Annotated in this window: 24 protein-coding genes; 22 read left to right on the forward strand and 2 right to left on the reverse strand. The window is 60.0% G+C overall.

The window, feature by feature from the left end; all coding sequences use genetic code 11:
- Positions 1-3: 3 nt before the first annotated feature.
- Complete coding sequence (locus ASB65_RS01320; RefSeq protein WP_003503784.1) at positions 4-567, reverse strand: LptA/OstA family protein; 564 nt, start codon at positions 565-567, stop codon at positions 4-6.
- A gap of 13 nt (positions 568-580) precedes the next feature.
- Positions 581-1,246, reverse strand: a complete 666-nt coding sequence (lptC, locus tag ASB65_RS01325; RefSeq protein ID WP_003503782.1) for an LPS export ABC transporter periplasmic protein LptC — start codon at positions 1,244-1,246, stop codon at positions 581-583.
- Positions 1,247-1,480: 234 nt separating this feature from the next.
- On the opposite strand from lptC, the gene sppA reads away from it, so the two are divergent.
- The 22 genes from sppA to ybeY all read left to right on the forward strand — a co-directional run bounded on the left by sppA (position 1,481) and on the right by ybeY (position 24,916).
- Complete coding sequence (gene sppA, locus ASB65_RS01330; protein ID WP_060722826.1) at positions 1,481-2,434, forward strand: signal peptide peptidase SppA; 954 nt, start codon at positions 1,481-1,483, stop codon at positions 2,432-2,434.
- Positions 2,435-2,436: 2 nt separating this feature from the next.
- The gene (locus tag ASB65_RS01335) at positions 2,437-2,763 is read left to right on the forward strand and encodes an integration host factor subunit beta (RefSeq protein ID WP_219256707.1); all 327 of its coding nucleotides are present in this window, start codon (positions 2,437-2,439) and stop codon (positions 2,761-2,763) included.
- Positions 2,764-2,829: 66 nt separating this feature from the next.
- Positions 2,830-3,171, forward strand: a complete 342-nt coding sequence (locus ASB65_RS01340) for a LapA family protein (RefSeq protein WP_060722827.1) — start codon at positions 2,830-2,832, stop codon at positions 3,169-3,171.
- 93 nt (positions 3,172-3,264) lie between these two features.
- On the forward strand, positions 3,265-4,398 hold the full coding sequence (locus ASB65_RS01345) for a class I SAM-dependent methyltransferase (RefSeq protein ID WP_060722828.1): 1,134 nt from the start codon (positions 3,265-3,267) through the stop codon (positions 4,396-4,398).
- Positions 4,395-5,255 (forward strand): TrmH family RNA methyltransferase, encoded by an 861-nt coding sequence (locus ASB65_RS01350; protein WP_060722829.1) that lies wholly within the window; start codon positions 4,395-4,397, stop codon positions 5,253-5,255. Before ASB65_RS01345 ends, ASB65_RS01350 begins: the two co-directional genes overlap by 4 nt.
- Positions 5,255-5,743: a signal peptidase II gene (gene lspA / locus ASB65_RS01355; protein ID WP_003503773.1), complete on the forward strand. Its 489-nt coding sequence runs from the start codon at positions 5,255-5,257 to the stop codon at positions 5,741-5,743. Before ASB65_RS01350 ends, lspA begins: the two co-directional genes overlap by 1 nt.
- A gap of 55 nt (positions 5,744-5,798) precedes the next feature.
- Entirely contained in the window at positions 5,799-8,039 is a 2,241-nt protein-coding gene (locus ASB65_RS01360; protein ID WP_060722830.1) for a hybrid sensor histidine kinase/response regulator, read from the forward strand.
- A gap of 94 nt (positions 8,040-8,133) precedes the next feature.
- Entirely contained in the window at positions 8,134-9,015 is an 882-nt protein-coding gene (locus tag ASB65_RS01365; RefSeq protein ID WP_003503769.1) for a GNAT family N-acetyltransferase, read from the forward strand.
- 191 nt (positions 9,016-9,206) lie between these two features.
- Positions 9,207-11,858, forward strand: coding sequence for a DNA mismatch repair protein MutS (gene mutS / locus ASB65_RS01370; protein ID WP_077998536.1), 2,652 nt, complete (start codon positions 9,207-9,209; stop codon positions 11,856-11,858).
- 96 nt (positions 11,859-11,954) lie between these two features.
- The gene (locus ASB65_RS01375; protein WP_003503765.1) at positions 11,955-14,783 is read left to right on the forward strand and encodes a [protein-PII] uridylyltransferase; all 2,829 of its coding nucleotides are present in this window, start codon (positions 11,955-11,957) and stop codon (positions 14,781-14,783) included.
- 7 nt (positions 14,784-14,790) lie between these two features.
- On the forward strand, positions 14,791-16,380 hold the full coding sequence (gene murJ, locus ASB65_RS01380; protein WP_031234217.1) for a murein biosynthesis integral membrane protein MurJ: 1,590 nt from the start codon (positions 14,791-14,793) through the stop codon (positions 16,378-16,380).
- Positions 16,380-16,784, forward strand: coding sequence for a VOC family protein (locus ASB65_RS01385; RefSeq protein ID WP_060722831.1), 405 nt, complete (start codon positions 16,380-16,382; stop codon positions 16,782-16,784). Before murJ ends, ASB65_RS01385 begins: the two co-directional genes overlap by 1 nt.
- A 103-nt stretch (positions 16,785-16,887) precedes the next feature.
- A complete protein-coding gene (gene trpS, locus ASB65_RS01390) occupies positions 16,888-17,952 on the forward strand; it encodes a tryptophan--tRNA ligase (protein WP_060722832.1) in 1,065 nt (354 codons plus the stop codon).
- 114 nt (positions 17,953-18,066) lie between these two features.
- Positions 18,067-18,558 (forward strand): universal stress protein, encoded by a 492-nt coding sequence (locus ASB65_RS01395; protein WP_003503758.1) that lies wholly within the window; start codon positions 18,067-18,069, stop codon positions 18,556-18,558.
- A 145-nt stretch (positions 18,559-18,703) separates the two neighbouring features.
- A complete protein-coding gene (locus tag ASB65_RS01400) occupies positions 18,704-19,267 on the forward strand; it encodes a NifU family protein (RefSeq protein WP_003503755.1) in 564 nt (187 codons plus the stop codon).
- Positions 19,268-19,284: 17 nt separating this feature from the next.
- Positions 19,285-19,953, forward strand: coding sequence for a tRNA (adenosine(37)-N6)-threonylcarbamoyltransferase complex dimerization subunit type 1 TsaB (tsaB, locus tag ASB65_RS01405; RefSeq protein WP_060722833.1), 669 nt, complete (start codon positions 19,285-19,287; stop codon positions 19,951-19,953).
- Positions 19,954-20,021: 68 nt separating this feature from the next.
- On the forward strand, positions 20,022-20,516 hold the full coding sequence (locus ASB65_RS01410; protein WP_003503751.1) for a GNAT family N-acetyltransferase: 495 nt from the start codon (positions 20,022-20,024) through the stop codon (positions 20,514-20,516).
- A 64-nt stretch (positions 20,517-20,580) separates the two neighbouring features.
- The gene (locus ASB65_RS01415) at positions 20,581-21,009 is read left to right on the forward strand and encodes a Fur family transcriptional regulator (RefSeq protein ID WP_003503749.1); all 429 of its coding nucleotides are present in this window, start codon (positions 20,581-20,583) and stop codon (positions 21,007-21,009) included.
- Positions 21,010-21,039: 30 nt separating this feature from the next.
- On the forward strand, positions 21,040-21,837 hold the full coding sequence (locus ASB65_RS01420) for a lysophospholipid acyltransferase family protein (RefSeq protein WP_003503748.1): 798 nt from the start codon (positions 21,040-21,042) through the stop codon (positions 21,835-21,837).
- A 62-nt stretch (positions 21,838-21,899) separates the two neighbouring features.
- Positions 21,900-23,303, forward strand: coding sequence for a tRNA (N6-isopentenyl adenosine(37)-C2)-methylthiotransferase MiaB (gene miaB, locus ASB65_RS01425; protein WP_003503745.1), 1,404 nt, complete (start codon positions 21,900-21,902; stop codon positions 23,301-23,303).
- A 40-nt stretch (positions 23,304-23,343) separates the two neighbouring features.
- Positions 23,344-24,399, forward strand: a complete 1,056-nt coding sequence (locus ASB65_RS01430; protein ID WP_060722834.1) for a PhoH family protein — start codon at positions 23,344-23,346, stop codon at positions 24,397-24,399.
- Between the two features lie 10 nt (positions 24,400-24,409).
- Complete coding sequence (gene ybeY / locus ASB65_RS01435; RefSeq protein WP_060722835.1) at positions 24,410-24,916, forward strand: rRNA maturation RNase YbeY; 507 nt, start codon at positions 24,410-24,412, stop codon at positions 24,914-24,916.
- Position 24,917 lies beyond the last annotated feature (1 nt).

Raw genomic sequence — 24,917 nt, forward strand, 5'->3', positions numbered from 1 at the left:
AGACTACTGTTTTTTCTGGGATTTCGGATCAAGCATGATCCGAACAGGGCCGCCGCAGCTTTCGAGCTTGGCCTGTCCCGTATTCATGAGGACGGTCAGCTTGCAGCCGGTGAAGACATTCGTGCCCTCGGACAGCACGACCTGCTTGCCCGTGAGGATGAAGGTCTGCGCCGCCATGTCGAATTCGCCGTGATCGGCCGTCGCCTTCTGGGTCTCGGACGTCAGATAGACATTATTGTCGACGAAGATTTTTTCGATATTGGCGTCGCCGCTGGTGAGCGATGAACCCTCGCCCTTGTAGTTCACCGTCATCTTGCCGGCCTGAAGGGTGGTCGTTCCCTGCACCACCTTCACATTGCCGGTGAAATAGGCCTTGCGCTCCTGATCGCGAATCTCGAGCTGATCGCTTTCAATCGCGATCGGCTGGTCGCCGGAGAGCTTGACGCCCTGCATGTTGCTGGTGGTGTTCTGGGCGAAAGCCACAGTTGCAAGACACGAAAAAACAAGACCTGCGGCTGCGAGGCCGGCGGATTTGCCAAGGGAAACGGGACGGGAAATTTGCATCATCTGGACCGGGCTCTCACTTGCCTTCATTCTTGATATTGGATGCAGCGATACGTGCCCGTACCTGCCCCGAAAATGTAATTGTCTTGCCATTATCGGCGATGTCAATCGATTGCGCAACAATCGAGCCGTCGTTTGTTTTGATCGAAACCGGCTCCTGGCTGCTCATTTTCCCGGCCTTCAGATCGACATCCGCAGACTGGAACTTCGCTTGTATGCCATTGCTGAGATTGATGTCAAAAGGGGCGGTCATCTTCAGCTTGTTGGTGGCCCGGTCAAAAATGCCTTCATGGGCGATCACCTGGGCGATACCGTCATTCACCGGCACTGCGGCCAGAACCTTCTCAAGCGTCATCAGGTTGGGGTTGGCGATGTCCTGCAACGCACGGTCGGCGTTCATGGAATAATCGATCCCCTTCTCGTTGCGGCCGGCAACGGCAGGTTTTTCCATCACGATCTTGCCGTCTTCAATTCGCGCGCTCTCCAGAGAGACCTCATCGGGCGCCCAGGTTCGGATAACCGAGACGGCGATGAAGGCGAGCGAAACGATGGCTGCGCCGAGCGGCAGAATGATTTTCAGCCGTTTCACGCGCGCAGAATGCCTCAGCGCGGTGTCATAGGCACCGTTCTGGTCATTGGGCAGCGAGAATGCTGGCGCGGGTTCGCGGAGTCTTTCGAGCATAAGAGTGGGTCCGGAATGCTTCCCCGGCGCCATTCTGGCGCACAATCGAAGCTTGTGTCTCTATCTAAATGTCTTTGGCATGAGTGCTTTGTCCTGCCAATATGGTTTTTGTCTGGAGAGGTGCAAGGGAAATGCGAATTTTATCGTAATTCTGGTTTCCTTATTGTTTCCTTGCGGCTTCGCGTTAGAAGAACCATATGGCCTGAAACGCAAAAGCGCATGACAGAGGTTTCTATGGACAATATGGTGATAGCGGATCGCAGGCGGTTGCGCCGCAAGCTGACTTTCTGGCGGATTGCCGCCGTTCTTCTGCTCGTCGCCGGCGCTTTCGGTCTCTACCGGTTTTTATGGGATGGACCGCAGCAAAGTGCGAAGCCCCATATTGCCCGCGTGGAGGTCTCCGGCCTGATCACCGATAATACCGAACTTCTCGAGCGGCTCGACAAGATCGCCAAGAGCGACAATGTCAAAGGGTTGATCGTGTCGATTTCCTCGCCAGGCGGCACCACCTATGGCGGTGAGCGCATCTTCAAGGCCATTCGAGGCGTGGCGGAAAAGAAGCCGGTTGTCTCGGATGTGCGCACGCTCGCCGCTTCCGCAGGTTACATGATCGCGTCCGCGGGTGATGTCATCGTTGCTGGCGAAACCTCGATCACCGGTTCGATCGGCGTCATCTTCCAGTATCCGCAGCTTGGCCAGCTGATGGAAAAGCTCGGCGTTTCGTTGCAGGAAATCAAGTCGTCGCCGATGAAGGCGGAGCCTTCGCCGTTCCACGAGGCGCCGGAAGAGGCAAAGTCGATGATCCGCGCCATGGTGATGGACAGCTATGGCTGGTTTGTCGACCTTGTGGCCGATCGCCGCAAGCTGCCGCGCGAAGACGTGCTGAAACTGGCGGATGGATCGATTTTCACTGGCAGGCAGGCGCTCGCCAACAAGCTGGTTGATACGCTGGGCGGCGAAAAGGAAGTTCGCAGCTATTTCGAAACACGCGGTGTTGCCAAGGATTTGCCGATCGTCGAATGGCGCGCGCCGTCGTCCCGTTCGCCTTTTTCGCTTTTCAGTGTTGCGCAAATAGCGAAGTTTCTGGGATATGACGATTTAATTCCCTTCGCAGGCCCCGGCCAGCTCGGTGCGGACAAGTTGTTTCTTGACGGTCTTGTTTCCGTTTGGCAGGTTGAGCCGCGTTAAAAATCCAATTCTTTCAGGGGGCAACCGTGATCAAGTCTGAACTGGTGCAGATCGTTGCTGCGCGTAACCCGCACCTTTATCACCGTGACGTGGAAAACATCGTCAATGCGGTGCTGGATGAAATCACCGATGCCCTGGCGGCAGGAAATCGTGTTGAGCTTCGTGGTTTCGGCGCATTTTCGGTCAAAAACCGTCCTTCGCGTTCCGGCCGGAACCCGCGCACGGGTGAGTCGGTTTTCGTCGAGGAAAAATGGGTGCCTTTCTTCAAGACAGGCAAGGAACTGCGTGAGCGCCTGAACCCCGGTATGGGCGACGAAGAGGACGATTGATCGTCCCTGCCGCCTGGCGACTGAAAAGGAGCCGGTGGAACGCCCGCTGCGATGGAGTATTGTCGGATGTCGAAAAAAATCATCAATCTCATCATCCTGCTTCCGCTGGCAGTCATCCTCGTCATTCTGTGCGTGGCCAACCGCCAGTCCGTGACGCTGGCGCTCAATCCGTTCCGGCCGGAAGACGGCGTTCTGTCCTTCACCGCGCCGTTTTTCGTCTTCCTGTTCCTGGCGGTGATTTTCGGCGTGTTGCTGGGATCGGCGGCCACCTGGTTTGCGCAGGGCAAACATCGCAAGCGTGCCCGTATCGAAGCCAAGGAGGCTGTGCGCTGGCATGATGAGGCGAACCGCCAGAAGGCGGCCGCCGCCGGACAGCTGCCGCAGGCGGGCCAACTCCCGGCAAAGTGATGGCGCCGACATTCGTTCCGGCTCTAGGCGAGCGGCGCATGGAATGCTATTTGCTGGCGCAATAAGACGCGGGCAAAAGCGGAAAGATTTCCATTGAAGAAAAAAGACAGCCGGCCGGGCAATCGTGTGCGAGCCGGGAACGAGAAAAAACAGGTTCATGCCGTAAAGCCGGCGCGTCGCGCGGATGCCGCGCCGAAAAAGCGCGAGCCGGATGCCGTGCGCAGCGTGCAGAAGGCCGCGCCGAAGGAAAAACCCGTCGTAGCGACCGCCGTTGAACAGGCCCCTGCGCGCGCACTTATGCAGCGCACCGGGGCGCTTCCCGCGGAACAGGTTCCGGTCATTCTGGAATCGAGCGGCGCGGGTGATTTTCATCTGATCGATAGCGGCAACGGCCTGAAGCTTGAACAATATGGCGATTACCGCATCGTCCGTCCCGAGGCGCAGGCTCTCTGGAAGCCTTCGATCCCGGACCGCGTATGGCAGAATGCGGATGCCGTCTTTACCGGCGATACCGATGAGGACGGCATGGGCCGCTGGCGCTTTCCGAAGGAAGCGCTCGGCGAGACATGGCCGCTGTCCTTGCTCGGGGTCGAATTTCTCGGCCGCTTCACGGCCTTTCGGCATGTTGGCGTCTTTCCCGAACAGATCGTGCATTGGGAATGGCTGAAACATGCCATCGAAACGGCCGACCGTCCGCTGAAAGTGCTGAACCTCTTCGGTTATACCGGTGTCGCCTCGCTGGTCGCGGCGGCTGCGGGTGCTGAAGTCACCCATGTCGACGCCTCCAAGAAAGCGATTGGCTGGGCGAAGGAGAACCAGGCGCTTGCCGGGCTCGAACAGGCACCGATCCGCTGGATTTGCGAAGACGCCATGAAGTTCATCCAGCGTGAGGAGCGCCGCGGCAACAGCTACGATATCATCCTCACCGACCCGCCGAAATTCGGCCGCGGCACCCATGGTGAAGTCTGGCAATTGTTCGACCATCTGCCGCTGATGCTGGATATCTGCCGCGAAATCCTCTCGCCCAAGGCGCTCGGCCTTGTGCTGACGGCCTATTCGATCCGGGCGAGCTTCTATTCGATGCATGAACTGATGCGCGAAACCATGCGCGGCGCCGGTGGCGTCGTCGCGTCAGGCGAGCTTGTCATTCGTGAAGCCGGGCTCGACGGCAAGACGCCGGGCCGCGTGCTTTCCACATCGCTGTTCAGCCGCTGGGAGCCGAAATGATGAAGGATATGCGTGAAAACACCGCGCGCCGGGTTGGACAGGTCAAGGAAGTGACCAGCCTTGCCAATCCCATCATCAAGGATATCAAGGCGCTCACCCAGAAAAAGGGCAGGGAAGAGACCGGCACCTTCATGGCTGAAGGCCTGAAGCTGGTCATCGACGCGCTCGAACTCGGCTGGACGATCAAGACGCTGGTTTATGCCAAGGCCGCCAAGGGCAAGCCGCTGGAGGAGCAGGCGGCGGTGAAGACGGTCGCCACGGGCGGGCTCGTGCTCGAAGTCAGCGAAAAGGGCATCGCCTCGATCACCCGCCGCGATAATCCGCAGATGGTTGTCGGCATTTTCGAACAGAAATGGAAGCCGCTGAAGGATATCCGCCCGGAAAAGGGCGAAACCTATATCGCGCTCGACCGGGTGCGTGATCCCGGCAATCTCGGCACCATTATCCGCACGGCGGATGCGGCGGGCGCTTCCGGCGGCATTCTCGTCGGTGATTGCACGGATCCGTTTTCGCTGGGAACGGTGCGCGCCACCATGGGTTCGGTCTTCGCCACGCCCGTTGCCCGCGCTTCGGTCGAAGAATTCCTGTCCTGGAAAAAATCGGCGCAGGTCAGCGTCGTCGCCACCCACCTGGCGGGTTCGGTTGATTATCGAAAGATCGATTATGCCGGCAAGCCGGTCGTGATCTTAATGGGCAACGAACAATCCGGCCTGCCGCCGGAACTCGCCGGGAAGGCCGACCAGCTGGCGCGCATTCCCCAACAGGGCCGCGCCGACAGCCTCAATCTCGCCATCGCAACCGCCGTCATGCTGTTTGAAGCACGGCGGCATCTCCTCGAACTCGCACCGGTGACGTAATGGCCAAAGCGGCATTGTTCTCGAAATTCGGTCCGGCCTTTGCGCTGATCGTTGCCGCACTGGTGCTGGACCAGATCGTCAAGCAGCTGGTCGAAGCCTATCTGCCGCTGCAGGAGATGGTTCCGGTTGCTCCATTCCTGGCGCTGTACCGCACCTACAATCTCGGCGTGGCCTTTTCGATGCTGGAGGATATGCACGGCTGGTTCATCGTCAGCATGCGACTCGTCATCGTGGTCTTCGTTCTGTGGCTGTGGCGCAAGACGGCGGCGGACCGAACCTTTGCCCATCTCGGTTTCGCCTTCATCATCGCAGGTGCTGCCGGCAATCTTCTCGACCGCTTTTTCTACGGTCACGTCATCGACTATATCCTGTTTTACACGCAGACATGGTCCTTCGCGGTTTTCAATCTGGCCGACAGTTTCATAACCATCGGCGCAGCCTGCGTCATTCTCGACGAGTTTTTGCACGCCCGGGCGGCTAAAAAGTAAAATTTTAAGGTTTCAGCCAAACATATCAAAACCGCTGCCGTGGTAGCGGTTGCCTATGAGCGAACTGGCAAGACTTCGACAGAAAGTTTCAGATGGCCTGGCCGCCACGGCGGCGCAGCCGGCGGATCGTGTCGATACGACAACGCACCATGGGGATGAAGAACATGCGACCGATGCCAGATCGATTGCGCTTTATGTCGCCGTTTCACTATCAGTTGGGGCTTTTTCCGCAGCCCTGATCGCGCTTGCGGTGCCCTATGCGGTTACCGTCGCGCTGGCAACCTTCTTTGGCGCAGTGCTTGTCGGTGTCCTCCTCTACGCGCTCTTCGGCGAATCCTCCCGGCATCCCGGCGCACTGGTTGCAGATTCCGATCTCCGGATGCGGCAAACGCAAAACCGCTCGCTGATTGCCGAAATGCAGGAATTCATGGGCGATATCGTCGTGATCCGCGACATGAACCGGCGCATCGTTGAGGCGAACCGGGTCTTTCGTGAAATGACCGGCTGTGCGGCCCCCGAAGGGCTGAGCTGCGAGGAAATCGGCATCGCTTTCCGCCCGGGTGACAAGGTCCACGCCTATGATGTCGAGATCGCGACCCCGTTCGGTCAGCGCATCTTTTCCTGGCATGATGTCGTGACCCGCGATCTGGCAAGCAGCCGGCTTCTCATCAGCAGTATCGCCAGAGATGTGACCGAAGAGCGGCTTGCGCTCGGTGAGCGGGAAGATGCCCGGTTGCGGGCCGAAAAGGCCGATGCCGAAAAAGCAAGGCTGCTTGCCACCGTAAGCCACGAAATCCGCCTGCCGCTTTCCGGCATGCTCGGCATGAACCATCTTCTGTCGCAGACGAAGCTCAATGAGGAGCAGCGCAATTATCTCGATGGCATGAAGCAGTCCGGCCAGTCGCTGGTGCAGCTTGTCGAGGATCTGCTGGATTATTCGACGATGGAAGCGGGTCGCTTCAGGCTCAATCCGCGCGCGGAAAACCTGCGGCGGATGATCGAGAGCATCGTTGAGATGCTGGCCCATCGGGCCCATGAAAAAGGCATAGAAATCACCTCCTTCGTTACGCCTGACGTGCCTGATCATCTCGATTTCGATCCGGCAAGGCTGCGTCAGGTCCTCTTCAATCTCCTCGGCAATGCCGTCAAATTCACGCGGGAAGGCGGCGTCGTCATCCGGGCGCGCATGGTCGACAGCGAATTGCACATCACTGTCGAAGATACCGGTCCGGGCATGAGCCAGGCCGAGCAGGCCCGTATTTTCGGTGAATTCGAACAGGCAGGCCCGCTGTCGCAGCGAAGCGCAGGCACAGGTCTCGGCCTTGCGATTTCCGCCCGTATCGTGCGGGAATTCGGCGGCAGCCTCACGGTTTCCAGCCGAAAGGGCAAGGGCAGCACTTTCAAACTGACGTTCCGGCCGGGCGGCGCACCCGCCGAAATGGCGGATCCCGGACGGCGTCATTGCCTGCGGCATACAAATGTCCTGCTCATCGCGCCAAAGGGCGTGGCGGCGGCGGTGACGATGGAGGCTATCGAAGCCTTCGGCGGTCAATGTACTCTCATCCACCAGTCTGAAGATCTTGAAAAGCTGCGGAAGGAGTCTGCCACCCGGGCGGATGATCTCACCGATATCATTGTCGACCGACGCATTTCGGCGCTGTTCAGGGACGCGCTCAAGGATTGGCCGCAACAGAATGTTCGCCGCACGCTGCTGGTCAGCCCGGAAGAACGGCCGTCGACCATGCATGTTTCCTTCGATGCCTGGTTGATCCGGCCGCTGCGCGAAAAATCGCTGATCGACGTCCTGTGCGGCCGTCTGCGCGGCATAGAGCGACGGGACGCGATCAACGACAACCATCCCGATGTGGGATTTTCGTCGCGGGTGGCGGAGGGTGCGAGCGGTATCGAGATACTCGTGGCCGAAGACGATGCCGTCAATCAGCGCATCGTTCGCGCCGTTCTGGAGAAAACCGGTTTTATCGTCCGTGTTGTCGAGAACTTTGAGGCGTTGCGGCAATCGTTGGAGCCAAGCGCATCCCGTTTGCCTGACCTCATCGTCTCCGATCTCAACATGCCGGGCGGCGAGGGGCTGGACGTGCTTCCCGACCTTCTCCATACGCTGAAGGGGGAAAGGAATATTCCCGTCATCGTGCTCAGCGGAGATACGAGTGACGCGACCGCCGAAATCCTGCTGAAGGCCGGTGCCGGCGCAGTTTTGACCAAGCCTGCCGACCCGCGACGGCTGGTAGAGGAAATCCGTCGGCTGCTCGAGGCGAAACGCCTGTTGCCATCATAACTTGACAGACTCGCGCTGGTGACATTTTGTCACTATTCTGTCGTCAATTAGTGATTTATGACAGGAAAATTCTTTGGTGGCGGAGCGATTCCCCATGGTTGCCGAAATCCTCAATCACGACATTTGTGAAAGCAATGTTGTCATTAGTCCTCGTCCCGAGACAGCTCAGGACAATGAGGGTCTTTTCGGTCGTATAGGCACGCTGGAAACACGGCTCGCCAGAAATGAACGCGAAATCGATGCCGCGCAATCCGTGCGTTACCGGGTTTTCGTCGAGGAAATGAAGGCGCGCCTTCCCGCAGATGCGATGCGCCGCAAGCGCGACATCGATGCCTGGGACAGCGTCTGCGATCATCTGCTGGTGCTCGACAAGGCGATCGAAGGCGACAGCGAAGACCAGATCGTCGGCACCTATCGTTTGCTGCGACAGGAAACGGCGCTCGCCAATAACGGCTTCTATTCCGCAAGCGAGTTCGACATTGCCGGGCTCGTTGCGCGCCATCCGGGCAAGCGCTTCATGGAGCTTGGCCGCTCCTGTGTGCTGCCGGAATATCGCACCAAGCGTACCGTCGAGCTTCTTTGGCAGGGCAATTGGGCCTATGCCGTGAAACACCGCATGGATGCCATGATCGGTTGCGCCTCCTTCCCCGGCGTGCAGCCGGAGGCCCATGCGCTTGCCTTGTCCTTCCTGCATCATAATTGCGTGGCCAAGGGCGAGTGGGCAGCTTCCGCCCTTCCCGAGCTTTATCATGAGATGGACCTCGTGCCGGCCGAGGCGCTCAACGCCCGCAAAGCGCTGAACGCCATGCCGCCGCTGATCAAGGGCTATATGCGTCTTGGCGCCATGTTCGGCTCCGGCGCGGTTGTTGACCATGCCTTCAACACGACGGACGTTCTCGTGGTCCTGCCCGTATCGTCCATCGCCGGCCGCTACATCAGCTATTATGGCGGTGAGACCGAGCGCATCAACGGCTGACCGGTTTTTGATCGGAACCTTTCGGGATGTTCCTGTGGGCAGCTGTTCGGTGCGTGTTGTGCAGGGGCGGGCATTGCCGCTAGTGTCGGCGCTCCTTTTCCGCAACACGATATGACATCGGCAGGCCATTGACGGACGTTCTGACAACCGCTTCCCTGATCTCGGAAGAGAGCCGCGCGACGGCCACTCCGATGATGGAGCAATATATCGAGATCAAGGCGAACAATCCCGGTTCGCTGCTGTTCTACCGCATGGGCGATTTTTACGAATTGTTCTTTGACGATGCGGTCGAAGCCTCCCGTTCGCTCGGCATCACGCTGACGAAACGCGGCCAGCACATGGGGCACGATATTCCCATGTGCGGCGTTCCCGTCCATGCGGCGGATGACTACCTGCAGAAGCTCATCCTGCGCGGCTATCGCGTCGCCGTCTGCGAACAGGTGGAAGACCCGGCCGAGGCGAAGAAGCGCGGATCGAAATCCGTGGTCAAACGTGATGTCGTGCGGCTTGTCACCCCCGGCACGCTGACCGAAGAAAAACTGCTGTCGCCGACGGAATCCAACTATCTGATGGCGCTCGCCCGTATTCGCGGCAGCGCCGAGGCGCAGTTTGCACTCGCCTGGATCGATATTTCCACCGGCGTCTTCCGTCTGGCGGAAACCACGCTGACCCGGCTTCTCGCCGATATCTGGCGCATTGATCCGCGGGAGTTGATTGTCGCCGACAGCCTGTTCCATGACGAGGAATTGCGACCGGTGTTTGATGTGCTCGGTCGTGTGGCCGTGCCGCAGCCGGCGATTCTTTTCGACAGCGCTACTGCGGAAGGGCGCATCGCCCGTTACTTCAACGTCTCGACGCTCGATGGTTTCGGCACGTTTTCGCGGGTGGAAATGGCCGCTGCCGCTGCGGCCGTCGCTTATGTCGAAAAAACCCAGATCGCCGAACGTCCGCCGCTTGGCGCGCCGGAGCGTGAAAGTGCGGCCTCCACCCTTTTCATCGACCCCGCCACCCGCGCCAATCTGGAACTGGTGAAGACGCTGTCGGGCGAAAGGGACGGATCGCTGCTGCATGCGCTTAACCGTACTGTCACGGGCGGCGGCGCACGGCTTCTGGCCGAGCGGCTGATGTCACCCTTGACAGATCCGGAGAAGATCAATGCCCGCCTCGATGCGGTGGCCTATCTCATCGATGACGTGTCGCTCAGCGATGGCCTGCGCGATGCGCTGAAACAGGTTGCGGATATGCCGCGTGCGCTTTCGCGCCTTGCGCTGGAGCGCGGCGGCCCGCGCGATCTCGGCGCCATCAGGCAGGGGCTGGCTTCGGCCGAAAGGATAGCCGCGATTCTCGATCAGGGATTGTTGCCGGATGAGCTGGCGACGGCGCTCGCGGATTTGAAAGCGCTGCCGAGTGGGCTGGAAGCCATGCTTGGCTCGATGCTGGCCGACGACCTGCCGCTTTTGAAGCGGGACGGCGGTTTCCTGCGCGATGGTGCCAATCCCGAACTGGATGAGGTGCGGGCGCTGCGCGACCAGTCGCGCCGTGTGATTGCCGGGCTGCAGCTGAAATATGCCGATGAGACCGGCATCAAGTCGCTCAAGATCAAGCACAACAATGTGCTTGGCTACTTCATCGAGGTCACGGCCGGCAACGCAGATGTGATGATGGCGACGGATGAGGCCAAGGCGCGCTTCATCCACCGGCAGACCATGGCAGGCGCCATGCGCTTCACCACCACCGAGCTTGCCGATCTTGAAAGCCGCATCGCCAACGCCGCAGCGCAGGCTCTGACCATGGAGCTGGAAGCCTTCGCGCGCATGGTCGAGGCTGTGGTGCAGCAGGCGGAAGCGATCAAGGCCGGTGCTTTCGCGCTCGCGACTATCGACGTCGCCTCAAGCCTTGCTTATCTCGCAACCGAACAGGCCTATTGCCGTCCGATCGTCGATGCCTCCATGACCTTCGCGATCAAGGGCGGGCGTCATCCGGTGGTGGAGCAGGCATTACGGCGGCAGTCGGCTGGACCGTTCATCGCCAACAATTGCGATCTGTCGGCCGTGAACGGCGGCAAGAATGGTGCGATCTGGCTGCTCACCGGCCCGAACATGGGCGGTAAATCGACCTTCCTGCGCCAGAATGCGCTGATCACCATCCTCGCGCAGATCGGCTCCTTCGTTCCGGCGGAGGCCGCCCATATCGGCGTCGTCGACCGGCTGTTTTCCCGCGTTGGTGCGTCAGACGATCTGGCGCGCGGCCGCTCGACCTTCATGGTGGAAATGGTGGAGACCGCCGCCATTCTCAATCAGGCGACGGATCGTTCGCTGGTCATTCTGGATGAAATCGGCCGTGGCACGGCGACCTTCGATGGACTCTCGATCGCCTGGGCGGCGGTGGAACATCTGCACGAGGTCAATCGTTGCCGTGGCCTCTTCGCCACCCATTTCCACGAGCTGACGGTGCTGTCGGAAAAGCTCGGCCGCCTTTCCAATGCCACGATGCGGGTGAAGGAGTGGGAAGGTGATGTCATCTTCCTGCACGAAGTCGGGCCGGGCGCGGCGGATCGTTCCTACGGTATTCAGGTGGCGCGGCTTGCGGGACTGCCGGCATCGGTGGTGGAGCGCGCCCGCGAGGTGCTGACGAAGCTCGAAGATGCCGACCGCAAGAACCCGGCCAGCCAGCTGATCGATGATCTGCCGCTGTTCCAGATCGCGGTTCGCCGCGAGGAAACCCGCAAGGCCGGATCATCGAAGGTGGAGGAGGCTCTGAAGGGCTTCAACCCCGACGAAATGACGCCGCGAGAGGCATTGGACGCGCTCTATGCGTTGAAGAAAGAACTTGGCAAGGCGTAAGGGATAGATTGCCTGTCCATCGCCTTTAAAACTCGCTATAGGACACTCCCATCGCAAGCGGTGGGATTATCCCACAGGACATGGATACCGGCATAGATGGCCATCAAGGACCTGGATTTTTCCGACATTCTCGATGTATCGGCGCTGAAGCGCGAATGCGACATCATCTTTAAGGAAGACGGCAAACGCACCGCCGATATCAGGTCCGACCTGTTGCCGATTTTCCGCAAGGCCAGCGCGGAAGGCCGGGAAAAGGCTAGAGAACTGCTGAAGGCCGATGGCAGCGGCATTGATTGCGCCCGGCGCATCTCCTGGCTTCAGGACCGATTGATCGAAATCCTCTATGATCTCGCCTGCCAATATGTCTATCCCAAGGATGCGCCGCAGATCGCGGTCGCGGCAGTCGGCGGTTACGGTCGCGGCACGCTGGCGCCTGGATCGGACATCGATCTCCTGTTCCTGCTGCCGGCCAAGAACACGCCTGACATGCACAAGGCCGTGGAGTTTGTGCTCTATCTCCTCTGGGACCTCGGCTTTAAGGTCGGCCACGCCACCCGCACGGTGGATGAATGCATCCGCCTGTCCAAATCCGACATGACCATTCGCACCGCCATTCTGGAAGTGCGGGCGATTTGCGGCAAGAAATCCCTGACCGATGATCTCGAAAAGCGTTTCGAGTCGGAAGTCGTCACCGGCACCGGCCCGGAATTCATCGCCGCCAAGCTCGCCGAGCGTGACCAGCGCCACCGCAAGGCGGGCGATACGCGTTATCTGGTGGAACCGAACGTCAAGGAAGGCAAGGGTGGGTTGCGCGACCTGCACACGCTGTTCTGGATCGCCAAATATTATTACCACGTCCGCGATACGGCCGATCTGGTCAAGCTTGGCGTCCTGTCACGGCCGGAACTCCGGCTGTTCGAAAAGGCCGATGATTTTCTCTGGGCTGTCCGTTGCCAGATGCACTTCATCACCGGCAAGGCGGAAGAGCGCCTTTCTTTCGACATTCAGCGCGAAATCGCCGATGCGCTGGGTTACCAGCCGCGCCCGGGCCTTTCCGCCGTCGAGCGTTTCATGAAGCACTATTTCCTCGTGGCGAAAGATGTGGGCGACCTGACCCGCATTGTCTGCGCAGCACTTGAGGATCGCCAGGCGAAAGACGTGCCGGGCCTTTCCGGCGTTCTCAGCCGCTTCGCCCATCGTGTGCGCAAGATTCCCGGCTCGGTGGAATTTGTCGAGGACCGGGGGCGCATTGCGCTCGCCAAGCCTGATGTTTTCAAGAACGACCCGGTCAATCTGATCCGGCTCTTCCACATCGCCGATATCAATAATCTCGAACTGCACCCGGATGCGTTGCGCGTCGTCACCCGCTCGCTGTCGCTCATCAATGATGAGCTTCGCGAAAGCGAGGAGGCGAACCGGCTTTTCCTGTCGATCCTTACCTCGCGACGCGATCCGGCGCTGACGCTGCGGCGCATGAACGAGGCCGGCGTGCTCGGCAAGTTCATCCCCGAATTCGGCAAGATCGTCGCGATGATGCAGTTCAACATGTATCATCACTATACGGTGGACGAGCATCTGATCCGCTCCGTCGGCGTGTTGTCGGAAGTGGACAAGGGAACGGCTGTCGACGCCCACCCGCTCGCCAACCAGCTGATGCCGAGCGTGGAGGAACGCGAGGCGCTTTATGTGGCCGTGCTGCTGCACGATGTCGCCAAGGGCCGGCAGGAGGATCACTCGATTGCTGGCGCGCGCGTGGCCCGCAAGCTTTGCCAGCGCTTCCGGCTGACCGGCAAGCAGACCGAAATGGTCGTCTGGCTGATCGAGCAGCATCTTCTGATGTCCATGGTCGCCCAGACGCGCGACCTGCATGACCGCAAGACCATCACCGATTTCGCCGACAAGGTGCAGTCCATGGAGCGGCTGAAGATGCTGCTCATCCTGACGGTCTGCGATATTCGCGCTGTTGGTCCAGGGGTCTGGAACGGCTGGAAGGGGCAGCTGCTGCGCTCGCTCTATTATGAGACCGAGTTGCTTCTGTCAGGCGGCTTCTCGGAAGTCTCCCGCAAGGAACGCGCGCAGATCGCCCGGCAGGCGCTTTACGACGCCCTTGACGACTGGGGCCAGAAGGCGCGGCGCAAATACACCAAGCTGCATTACGAGCCCTATCTGCTGACGGTGGCGCTGGAAGACCAGGTGCGACACACCCGCTTCATCCGCGAGGCCGACAAGCAGGAAAAGGCGCTGTCGACCATGGTGCGCACCCATTCCTTCCATGCCATCACGGAAATCACCGTACTGGCGCCGGACCATCCGCGCCTGCTTTCGATCATCACCGGTGCCTGTGCGGCGGCTGGCGCCAATATCGCGGATGCGCAGATTTTCACCACCTCCGACGGGCGGGCGCTGGATACGATCCTGATCAATCGCGAATTTCCGATCGACGAGGATGAGACCCGGCGCGGCAACAATGTCGGCAAGCTCATCGAGGAGGTTCTCTCCGGCAAGCAGCGTCTTCCGGAAATGATCGCCACGCGGACCAAGAGCCGCAGGAAGAAAAGCGCTTTCACCATTCCGCCCTCGGTCATCATTTCCAACGGGCTGTCGAACAAGTTCACCGTCATCGAGGTCGAGTGCCTCGACCGGCCGGGACTTCTGGCTGATATGACGGCTGTCATTGCCGATCTGTCGCTCGATATTCACTCCGCCCGCATCACCACCTTCGGCGAAAAGGTCATCGACACCTTTTATGTGACCGATCTCTTCGGCCAGAAGGTGACGAACGACAACCGCCAGGCCAGCATTGCGCAGCGCCTGAAGGCCGTGATGAGCGAACAGGAAGACGAATTGCGTGACCGCATGCCGAACGGCATCATCGCCCATCCAGACGTGGCGGCCCTGCCTGCCGCGCGCACGGCAAAGGCTTGAAGCGCCCATGAGTCTGATCGGCAAGTTCGCCACCGTCGGCACCGCCACGCTCGGCAGCCGCATCTTCGGTTTCCTCCGCGAAACCCTGATGGCCGCCGCCGTCGGCACAGGCCCCGTGGCCGATGCCTTCAACGCCGCCTTTCGTTTTCCGAACACCTTCCGGCGACTTTTTGCCGAAGGCGCGTTCAATTCGGCCTTCGTGCCGCTTTTCGCCAAGGAAATCGAGGCGAATGGCATGGAGGGCGCAAGGCGCTTTTCCGAGGAGGTCTTCGGTGTTCTCTTCACCGTGCTCCTGGCGCTGACGATCCTGATGGAACTGTCGATGCCGTTCATCGTGCGCACCGTGATTGCACCGGGCTTCCTGGAAGATCCGGTAAAATTCGACAACACCGTCCGGCTCGCGACCATCATGTTCCCCTATCTCGCCTGCATGTCTCTGGCGGCGATGATGGGCGGCATGCTGAACTCGCTGCACCGTTATTTTGCGGCCGCGATCGCGCCTGTGTTCCTCAACATCATCCTCATCGGCGTTCTCGCTCTGGCGTGGTGGAAGAATTACGATCCTCTGCAGGTGGGTTACGCCCTGTCCTGGGGTGTTATGGTGGCAGGGGTGGTGCAACTTGCCATCGTCTGGATCGCCGTGCGCAATGCCGGCATGCGCATAGGCTTCCGCAGGCCGCGGATGACCAAAAATGTGCAGCGGCTTCTGGTTCTTGCCCTGCCCGCGGCGATCACCGGCGGCATTACCCAGATCAATCTGCTGATCAACACCAATATCGCTTCTGCTGGTGAAGGGGTGATCTCCTCGCTTGCCTATGCGGACCGGATTTACCAGCTGCCGCTCGGCGTCGTCGGCATCGCGGTGGCCACCGTGCTCTTGCCGGAACTGGCACGGGCTTTGCGCGGCGGCCATATGGTCGAGGCGGGAAGCCTGCAGAACCGCTCGGTGGAATTCGTGCTGTTTCTGACCTTGCCCGCCGCCGCGGCCCTTCTCGTCATGGCGGAGCCCATCGTGCGTTTTCTTTACGAGCGCGGCAATTTCTCGCCCTCGGCCACCATCACCGTTGCGCAAATCCTCGGCATTTACGGTCTGGGCCTGCCGGCTTTCGTTCTGATCAAGGCCTTTATTCCCGGTTTCTTCGCTCGGGAGGATACCCGCACGCCGATGATCTTCGCGGCGATTTCCGTTGTCGTGAATGTCTCGCTGGCGCTGACGCTCTTCCCGCGCCTTGGCGGTCCCGGCATCGCCATTGCAGAAATCACTGCCGGCTGGGTCAATGCCGCTCTGCTGTTCGGCATGTTGTTGTGGCGCGGTCACTGGCATGTGGATATTCCACTGCTGACCCGCATTCCGCGTTTGCTGCTGGCCGCGGCCCTGATGGCCGGTTTCGTGCACTATGCGCTGACCTGGCTGACATTCGAGCTGTCTTCCGCCTCGTCCATTTTCATCCGGGCTGGCACCATCATGGCTCTCGTCTTCGCGGCCATGCTGGTTTATTTCGTGCTGGCTTTCGTTTCGGGTGGGGCCGATATCGGCATGGTGAAGAGAGCCATTCGCAAGCGCGGCAAAAAGAACGTCGAGACGGAGGCGGGCTGATGTCCTTTGCTGAAAACCGCCGCATCGCGCTCGTCACGCTTGTCGTGGATGACTACGGCCGGGCGAAGGCGTTTTATTGCGACGTTCTCGGGTTCGAATGCCTTTCCGATCAGCCGCTTGGCGACGGCAAACGGTGGCTGGTGGTGAAGCCGCAAGGGACCGAGGGCGGCGCCCTGCTGCTTGCCGAGGCGGATGGCGAGCAGCAAAGGCTTGCCATTGGCAACCAGACGGGCGGGCGTGTCGGGTTTTTCCTGCATACCGACAATTTCCGGCGCGATTACGAGACCATGCTTGCCCGCGGTGTGGGCTTTCTGGAGGAGCCGCGCCATGAGGTTTACGGCTCCGTTGCGGTCTTTGTTGACCCTTACGGAAATCGTTGGGATCTTCTGGAATCGCGCGGCTGACAAGCCCTGAAACCGCTTGATTGCTGGGGGCTGCGGGTGCATAAGCGCGCGTGCAATTCCAACCATGGGGCGGGGCCCTCCACAAGCCTTTTCGAGGACGACAATGAACGCATTCAAGCCGCTGGTTTTCTCGGGCGTCCAGCCGACCGGCAATCTGCATCTCGGCAACTATCTCGGCGCGATCCGCAAGTTCGTGGCGCTGCAGGAAGATAACGACTGCATCTATTGCGTCGTCGACATGCATGCCATCACCGCCCAGCTCGTTCACTCCGACCTGAAGGCGCAGACTCGCTCGATTGCGGCCGCCTTCATCGCAGCCGGTATCGACCCCGTGAAGCACATCGTCTTCAACCAGTCGGCCGTGCCGCAACATGCGGAACTGGCATGGGTGTTCAACTGCGTGGCGCGCATCGGCTGGATGGAGCGTATGACGCAGTTCAAGGACAAGTCCGGCAAGAATGCCGAGCAGGTCTCGCTCGGTCTGCTCGCCTATCCGAGCCTGATGGCCGCCGACATTCTCGTCTATCGCGCCACCCATGTTCCGGTCGGCGACGACCAGAAGCAGCATCTGGAACTCGCACGCGACATCGCCCAGAAATTCAACATCGATTTCAGCAATCATATCCGCAAGGCGGGGCTTGGGCTCGATATCACGGTCGGCGATGAGCCGGTGCACGCCTATTTCCCGATGGTGGAACCCCTGATCGGCGGTCCGGCACCGCGTGTGATGTCGTTGAAGGACGGCACCAAGAAGATGTCGAAGTCCGATCCCTCCGATCTGTCGCGCATTAACCTCATGGATGATGTCGATGCGATTTCGAAGAAGATCAGGAAGGCAAAGACCGATCCGGACGCGCTGCCGAGCGAAGTGGAAGGCCTGAAAGGCCGTGCCGAAGCCGAAAACCTCGTCGGCATCTATGCCGCCCTGTCCGACAGGACCAAGGCCGATGTTCTTGCCGAATTCGGCGGACAGCAGTTCTCGGCCTTCAAGCCGGCCCTCGTCGAGCTTGCCGTCAATGTCCTGGCACCGGTCAATAATGAGATGCGCCGTCTTCTCGATGACCCGACCCATATCGACGCCATCCTCAGCCAAGGTGGCGAGCGGGCGCGTGCCATCGCCGAAAAGACGATGAACGAGGTGCGCGATATCATCGGCTTCCTGCGCTGACAGGTCGCTGCTGCGCGGATGCGTTGGGCGGTTTGCGCCTGCCGTGATTTGATATAATCTCCGCCCGAACCGTCGGGCGGTTTCTCGGATCACGGCGGACCTAGGGAGTGCAGAATGGTTTCAAAACGGCTGTCGCGTCTGGAAGGGCATCGTCGCAAGTTTCTCGCTGTTATCGATGACACACCGGAATGCGAAAGGGCCGTGCACTATGCCGGTCGTCGCGCCAAGAATTCCAATGGCGGGCTTGTGCTGCTTTACATGATCCCGGAAGGCGACTTCCAGCAATGGCTTGGTGTCGAGCAGATCATGCGGGCGGAAGCGCGGGAGGAGGCGGAAGCCACACTCGCCAAGATCGCCCAGAAGGTTCGTGAGACCATCGGCATCGAGCCCGAAGCTGTCATTCGCGAAGGCAGCGCCACCGAGCAGATCCACGGGCTGATCGAGGAAGACCGCGATATCGCGATTCTCGTTCTGGCGGCGGGATCGACTAAAGAAGGGCCGGGACCGCTCGTTTCCTCCATTGCCGGGCGAGGGGCAGCCTTCCCGATCCCCGTCACCGTGCTGCCGGATACGTTGTCGGACGAGGAAATCGACGCACTCTGCTGACCCCGAGGCTCAGGCAAGATTTAGGGGCTGACGATTTCTTGAATGTAATTATCATGTCAGGGCTTGAAGTGAAGCTTCGCCGGGCGTATTTTTTGGAAGAATTCTAAATTACGGGGCGTGAACGGCGACCTCGAAGGAGAAGACGATGTTCATTCAGACGGAAGCCACGCCGAACCCCACCACGCTGAAGTTCCTGCCGGGCAAGGTGGTGCTGGAAAGCGGGACGGTGGAGTTTCTCAATCCTTCGCAGGCGCAGGCTTCGCCGCTGGCGGAGCGTCTCTTCACCATTCCGGGGGTTACCGGCGTTTATTTCGGTTTCGATTTCATCACCGTCACCAAGGACGGCGCGGAATGGCAGCACCTGAAGCCGGCCATTCTGGGCGCGATCATGGAGCACTTCATGTCTGGCCGCCCGATCATGGGTACGGCTATTGCGGCCGAAGTATCGGATGAAGAAGGCGAGTTCTTCGAAGAGGGTGACGAAACCATCGTCGCGACCATCAAGGAACTGCTGGATACCCGCGTTCGCCCCGCCGTGGCGCAGGATGGCGGCGACATCACCTTCCGTGGTTTCCGCGACGGGACGGTGTTCCTGAACATGAAGGGCGCCTGCTCGGGCTGCCCGTCCTCCACCGCCACGCTGAAGCATGGCGTTCAGAACCTGCTTCGCCATTTCGTGCCGGAAGTGCGCGAAGTCGAAGCGGTATAATGCTGTAAAGCCAGGTCATGATTGTTCTCGCACTCGACACCTCAGGTGTGGATTGTTCCGCCTGCATCTATGACAGCACCTCAGACAGGGTGCTCGGAGAGGTCTGCGAAACGATCGGCAAGGGCCATGCCGAAAGGCTGATGGCCGTGATCGATGGGGCTCTGGAGCAGGCGCAACTGTCGCTCCAGAATGTCGAACGCATTGCCGTGACGATCGGGCCGGGGTCTTTCACCGGTATCCGTGTCGGTGTTGCTGCTGCGCGTGGTTTTGCCCTTTCGCTCGGCATTGAAGCAATGGGCGTGACCACGCTTGAGACGCTTGCCCTGCATCACCTGCTGGAAAACCCCGACCGGCCCGTGGCTGTCGGGCTGGATGCCAAGCGCGGCGAAACCTATCTCCAGACATTTTCGGCTGACGGATCGCCGCTTCGCGATGCCGGCCTCCTGCCGCTTGAAGACGCCAGGATGGTCATCGAAGGTTTCGATGGCGCCGTCATCGGTTCCGCTGCACCCCTTTTCGCGGGTGCGGAGACCGGTTCGGGGCCGGATCATTTCCCGATTGCCTCGGTGGCGCGCGCGGCCGCGCGCAAGCCAGCGGGCCAGCCGAAACCCGCGCCGCTTTATCTGCGCGGGCCGGACGCCCGGCCACAGACTGGTTTTGCGCTGGCACGTCAGGGCGTTGCCTGATAGGGCAAGCCTTGATGCATGCCGTTGATTCCCGTGATGCCCGATTTTTGTGATGCCTGATTTTTGTGATGTTTGACGACTATCTGACCTGGAAACCCTATTTCGAGATCGTGCCGATGCAGCATGAGGATTGCGCCGCGGTGTCGGATTTGCATGCCTTGCGCTTCCCGCGCCCGTGGAACGACGGGGAGTTCTCCGGACTATTGACGCAAGGGTCGGTTTTCGGCGCCGTCGCACGCCAGACCAACGCATTTTTCAGCAAGCCGCTTGGCGGTTTCGTGCTGGCGCGGGAAGTGGCGGGCGAGGCGGAAATCCTCACCGTTGCCGTGGCCGACAAGTTCGCACGCGCGGGTCTCGGCTGGCGTCTGATGCAGTCGGCGATCCGCGAGGCGATGATGCGTGGCGCTGAAACCATGTTTCTCGAGGTGGACAATAAGAATGTTTCCGCTCTCGGGCTCTACAGGAAGCTCGGCTTCAAAACCGTCGCGGAACGCAAGGCCTATTACACCGCCAAGGATGGAACGAAGTCGACGGCGCTTGTCATGCGTCGCGATCTTCGCTAGTTCCCTGCGACAGGCATTTTTTCGGCGAAAGCCGCAAACCGGAATTCTCAAAAGGCCAGAAGACGTGACAGACCTTTCGAAAACGCTGGAGGAGCTTTGTGCCGAGCGCGGCATGCGGATGACCGACCAACGCCGCGTCATCGCCCGTGTCCTTCAGGAATCTGCGGACCACCCCGATGTCGAGGAGCTTTACCGCCGTTCCTCCGCCGTGGATCCGCGCATCTCGATTTCCACCGTTTATAGAACGGTGAAGCTGTTCGAGGATGCCGGCATCATCGAGCGTCACGATTTTCGCGATGGCCGCTCGCGTTATGAAACCGTGCCCGAAGAGCATCACGATCATCTGATCGACCTGAAGAACGGTGTGGTCATCGAATTTCATTCGGCCGAGATCGAGGCCCTGCAGGAAAAGATCGCCCGCGAACACGGCTTCAAGCTCGTGGATCACCGGCTGGAACTTTACGGCGTGCCATTGAAGCCCGGCGAACACTGAGACGCCGGTGAACAAGCGGGCGTTCCCATCATGATGTGGCTGCGGACAGCCTATATTGCGGTCGTTCTCCTGATCGTCACGCTCGTCTTGCTGCCGCTGCAATTGCTGGGCCTTGCCTTCGACTGGCGGCTTCGCCGCCGCATTCCGCGCCTCTGGCACCGCATCGCCTGCCATGTTCTCGGCATCCGCGTTCACGTCCACGGGGATGTGGAGCGCGCGAAACCGTTGATGCTGGCGGTTAATCACGCCTCGTGGAAAGACATCCTCGTTTTGGGCAGCATTGCAGACGTGGTGTTCATCGCCAAGACGGAGGTGCGTGACTGGCCGGTTTTCGGCTGGCTTGCCCGGCTGCAGAAAAGCATCTTCGTTCAGCGCGAGCAGAAGCGCAGCACCGGCGCGCAGGTGAGCGAGATCGCCAGCCGCATGGCCGATGGCGAGATTGTCGTCCTGTTCCCCGAAGGCACCACCTCGGATGGCAACCGCATGCTCGCCGTCAAATCCTCGTTGTTCGGCGCGGCTTCCACTGCGGCTGAACAGGTTCCGGGCAAGCTGGTGTATGTGCAGCCGGTCGCTATCGCCTATACGCGGGTGCATGGCATGGCCATGGGTCGTTACCACCGCGTCATTGCCGCCTGGCCGGGCAGCATCACGCTCGTGCCGCATCTGCTCGGCATCATCAGGGCCGGTGCCATTGATGTCGACGTGACATTCGGTGACAGCGTTGCGTTTCACAGCGCTGACAACCGCAAGCGACTGGCGACCGATGTTGCCGCCGCTATCCGCTCCATGCTGGCCTTCAGCCTGCGCGGCGGCTGGCGGAATTCGTGAGATCGTAGCTTTTCCGGCATTTTTCTGTTTAATCTGGCCGGGAAAAACACTAGATAGCCGCCATGACCCAGGAAACGCTTGGCCTTGACGCCACACCCATGATCGCCCCCGAGGGCTCGAACAACCGTAAGGTTTTCATCAAGACCTATGGCTGTCAGATGAATGTCTACGATTCCGTCCGCATGAGCGATGCGCTTGCGAAGGATGGTTACGTTCAGACGGAGGATATGGGCGAGGCGGATCTGGTTCTACTGAACACCTGTCATATCCGCGAAAAGGCGGCTGAAAAGGTCTATTCGGCGCTCGGCCGCCTGCGTGACATGAAAAAATCCCGCGAAGAGCAGGGCCGCGAATTCATGATTGGCGTTGCCGGTTGCGTGGCACAGGCGGAAGGCGAGGAAATCCTGCGCCGTGCGCCTGCCGTCGATGTCGTCATCGGCCCGCAGACCTATCATCGCCTGCCGGATGCGCTGAAGCGCGTACGCGGCGGCGAGCGCGTCATCGAAACCGAATACGCCGTCGAAGACAAGTTCGAGCATCTTCCGGTCGCCGAAAAGGCGACGCTGCGCACGCGCGGTGTCACGGCGTTTCTGACGGTGCAGGAAGGCTGCGACAAGTTCTGCACCTTCTGTGTCGTGCCCTATACGCGCGGTTCGGAAGTCTCGCGCCCCGTGCGCCAGATCGTCGATGAAGCGATGAAGCTCGTCGATGCCGGCGTGCGCGAAATCACACTGCTCGGCCAGAACGTGAATGCCTGGCAGGGCGAAGGCCCGAAGGGCGAGAAATGGGGCCTTGCCGAATTGCTGTATCGGCTGGCGGAAATTCCCGGGCTTGCGCGGCTTCGCTATACCACCAGCCATCCGCGCGACATGGATGACCGCCTGATCGGCGCGCATCGCGATCTGCGTATCCTCATGCCCTATCTGCACCTGCCGGTGCAGTCCGGTTCAGACCGCATTCTGAAAGCGATGAACCGCCGCCATACGGGTGAGGAATATATCCAGCTTATCGAAAAAATCCGCGCCGCCCGCCCTGATATTGCCATGTCGGGGGACTTTATTGTCGGTTTCCCCGGTGAGACGGATCGCGATTTCGAAGATACGATGGCGATGGTCGAGACGGTAAAATACGCGCAGGCCTTTTCGTTCAAATATTCCACCCGTCCCGGCACGCCGGGTGCCGATCTCACGGATCAGGTTGCGGAAGACGTGAAGGCTGAGCGGCTGGAGAGATTGCAGGCGCTGTTGCTGCGGCAGCAGAAGGAATTTGCGGAATCGCTGGTCGGAAAAACCATGGATGTGCTGCTGGAAAAGCCCGGCCGCATGCATGAGCAGTTGATAGGTCGCTCTCCTTGGCTGCAATCCGTGAATCTTGATGCAAAGACGTTGAAAATCGGTGACATTGTTAATGTACGAATCACCGCAACGGGTCCAAACAGCTTGTTTGCCGAGGTGGCAGGGAGTTAGAGTGGGGAGCCGACACTGATTGGGACAGGAGCCTGACCGCTTGAACGCACACGAATTGGTATCAAATTCATCGCGCCAGCCACGCCAAGCCGCGACCGACGCCAATCACTTCGTCCTCACGTTCGAGAATAACAGGATAGCGGGAGAGCTATTCGGTCAGTTCGATCAGAACCTGAAGCTCCTGGAGCAGCGCCTCAATATCGACGCCCGCCCGCGCGGCAATTCCGTTGCCATCACCGGCGATGTGGTTGCCACCAACCAGGCCCGCCGGGCGCTGGATTTCCTTTACGAGCGCCTGCTCAAGGGCGGCACTGCCGAGGTTTCCGACGTGGAAGGCGCGATCCGCATGGCCATGGCCGCGGACGACCAGCTGACCTTGCCGACGATGGAACGCAAGGCGAAGATTTCCATGGCGCAGATTTCCACCCGCAAGAAGACAATTGCTGCCCGCACCCCGACGCAGGATGTCTATATGCGGGCGCTGGAACAGTCCGAGCTTGTTTTCGGCGTCGGTCCCGCCGGTACCGGCAAGACCTATCTGGCAGTGGCGCATGCGGCCCAGCTTCTGGAGCGCGGCGCGGTTGACCGCATCATCCTCTCACGCCCCGCCGTCGAGGCAGGCGAGCGTCTGGGCTTCCTGCCCGGCGACATGAAGGAAAAGGTCGATCCCTATCTGCGCCCGCTTTATGACGCGCTTTATGACATGATGCCGGGCGACAAGGTGGAGCGCGCCATTCAGGCGGGTGTCATCGAAATCGCGCCGCTGGCCTTCATGCGCGGACGCACGCTCGCCAACGCCGCCGTAATTCTGGACGAAGCCCAGAATACGACGACGATGCAGATGAAGATGTTCCTGACCCGTCTCGGCGAAAACGGCCGCATGATCGTGACCGGCGACCCGAGCCAGGTGGATTTGCCGCGCGGCGTGAAATCCGGCCTTGTCGAGGCCCTGCAAATCCTCACCGATGTCGAAGGCGTGTCCGTCGTCCGCTTCAAGGATGTCGACGTCGTGCGTCATCCGATGGTGGCGCGCATCGTCCGGGCTTACGAATCCCACACGGCCGTGCCGGACGAAAGCCTCGTGAAGGGCGACTGACGCAAAGACAATGACAGCTCTGGATATTCAAATCAGCGTCGAGGCCGAAGGCTGGTCCTCGGAAGAGGACCTGCTTGCCTTTGCAACCAAAGTGCTGGATGCGGCGGTTGAGTTTTTGAAGAGGGAAGAGGAGCAACCCTTCCCGAAAACGCCCGTGGAACTTTCGCTGGTCTTCACCGACGATGAAAATATCCGGGAAATCAACGCCGAGTGGCGCGACAAGGACAAGGCGACCAATGTCTTGTCTTTCCCCGCTTTTCCGCTGGAACCGGGCGGAATGCCGGGCCCGATGCTGGGCGATATCGTCATCGCGCGTGAGACGGTTGAACGCGAGGCTCTTGAACTTGAGAAGAGTTTCGAGGATCATCTGACCCATCTTCTCGTCCACGGGTTCCTCCATTTGTTCGGTTATGACCACATGGACGAGGAAGAAGCGGAAGAAATGGAGTCGCTTGAGACTCGCATTTTGGCGGTGCTTGGCCTATCTGATCCCTACGCGGGTCAGGAACCGCTTTAAA

Source organism: Agrobacterium tumefaciens str. B6 (genome assembly GCF_001541315.1).
Lineage (GTDB): Bacteria > Pseudomonadota > Alphaproteobacteria > Rhizobiales > Rhizobiaceae > Agrobacterium > Agrobacterium radiobacter.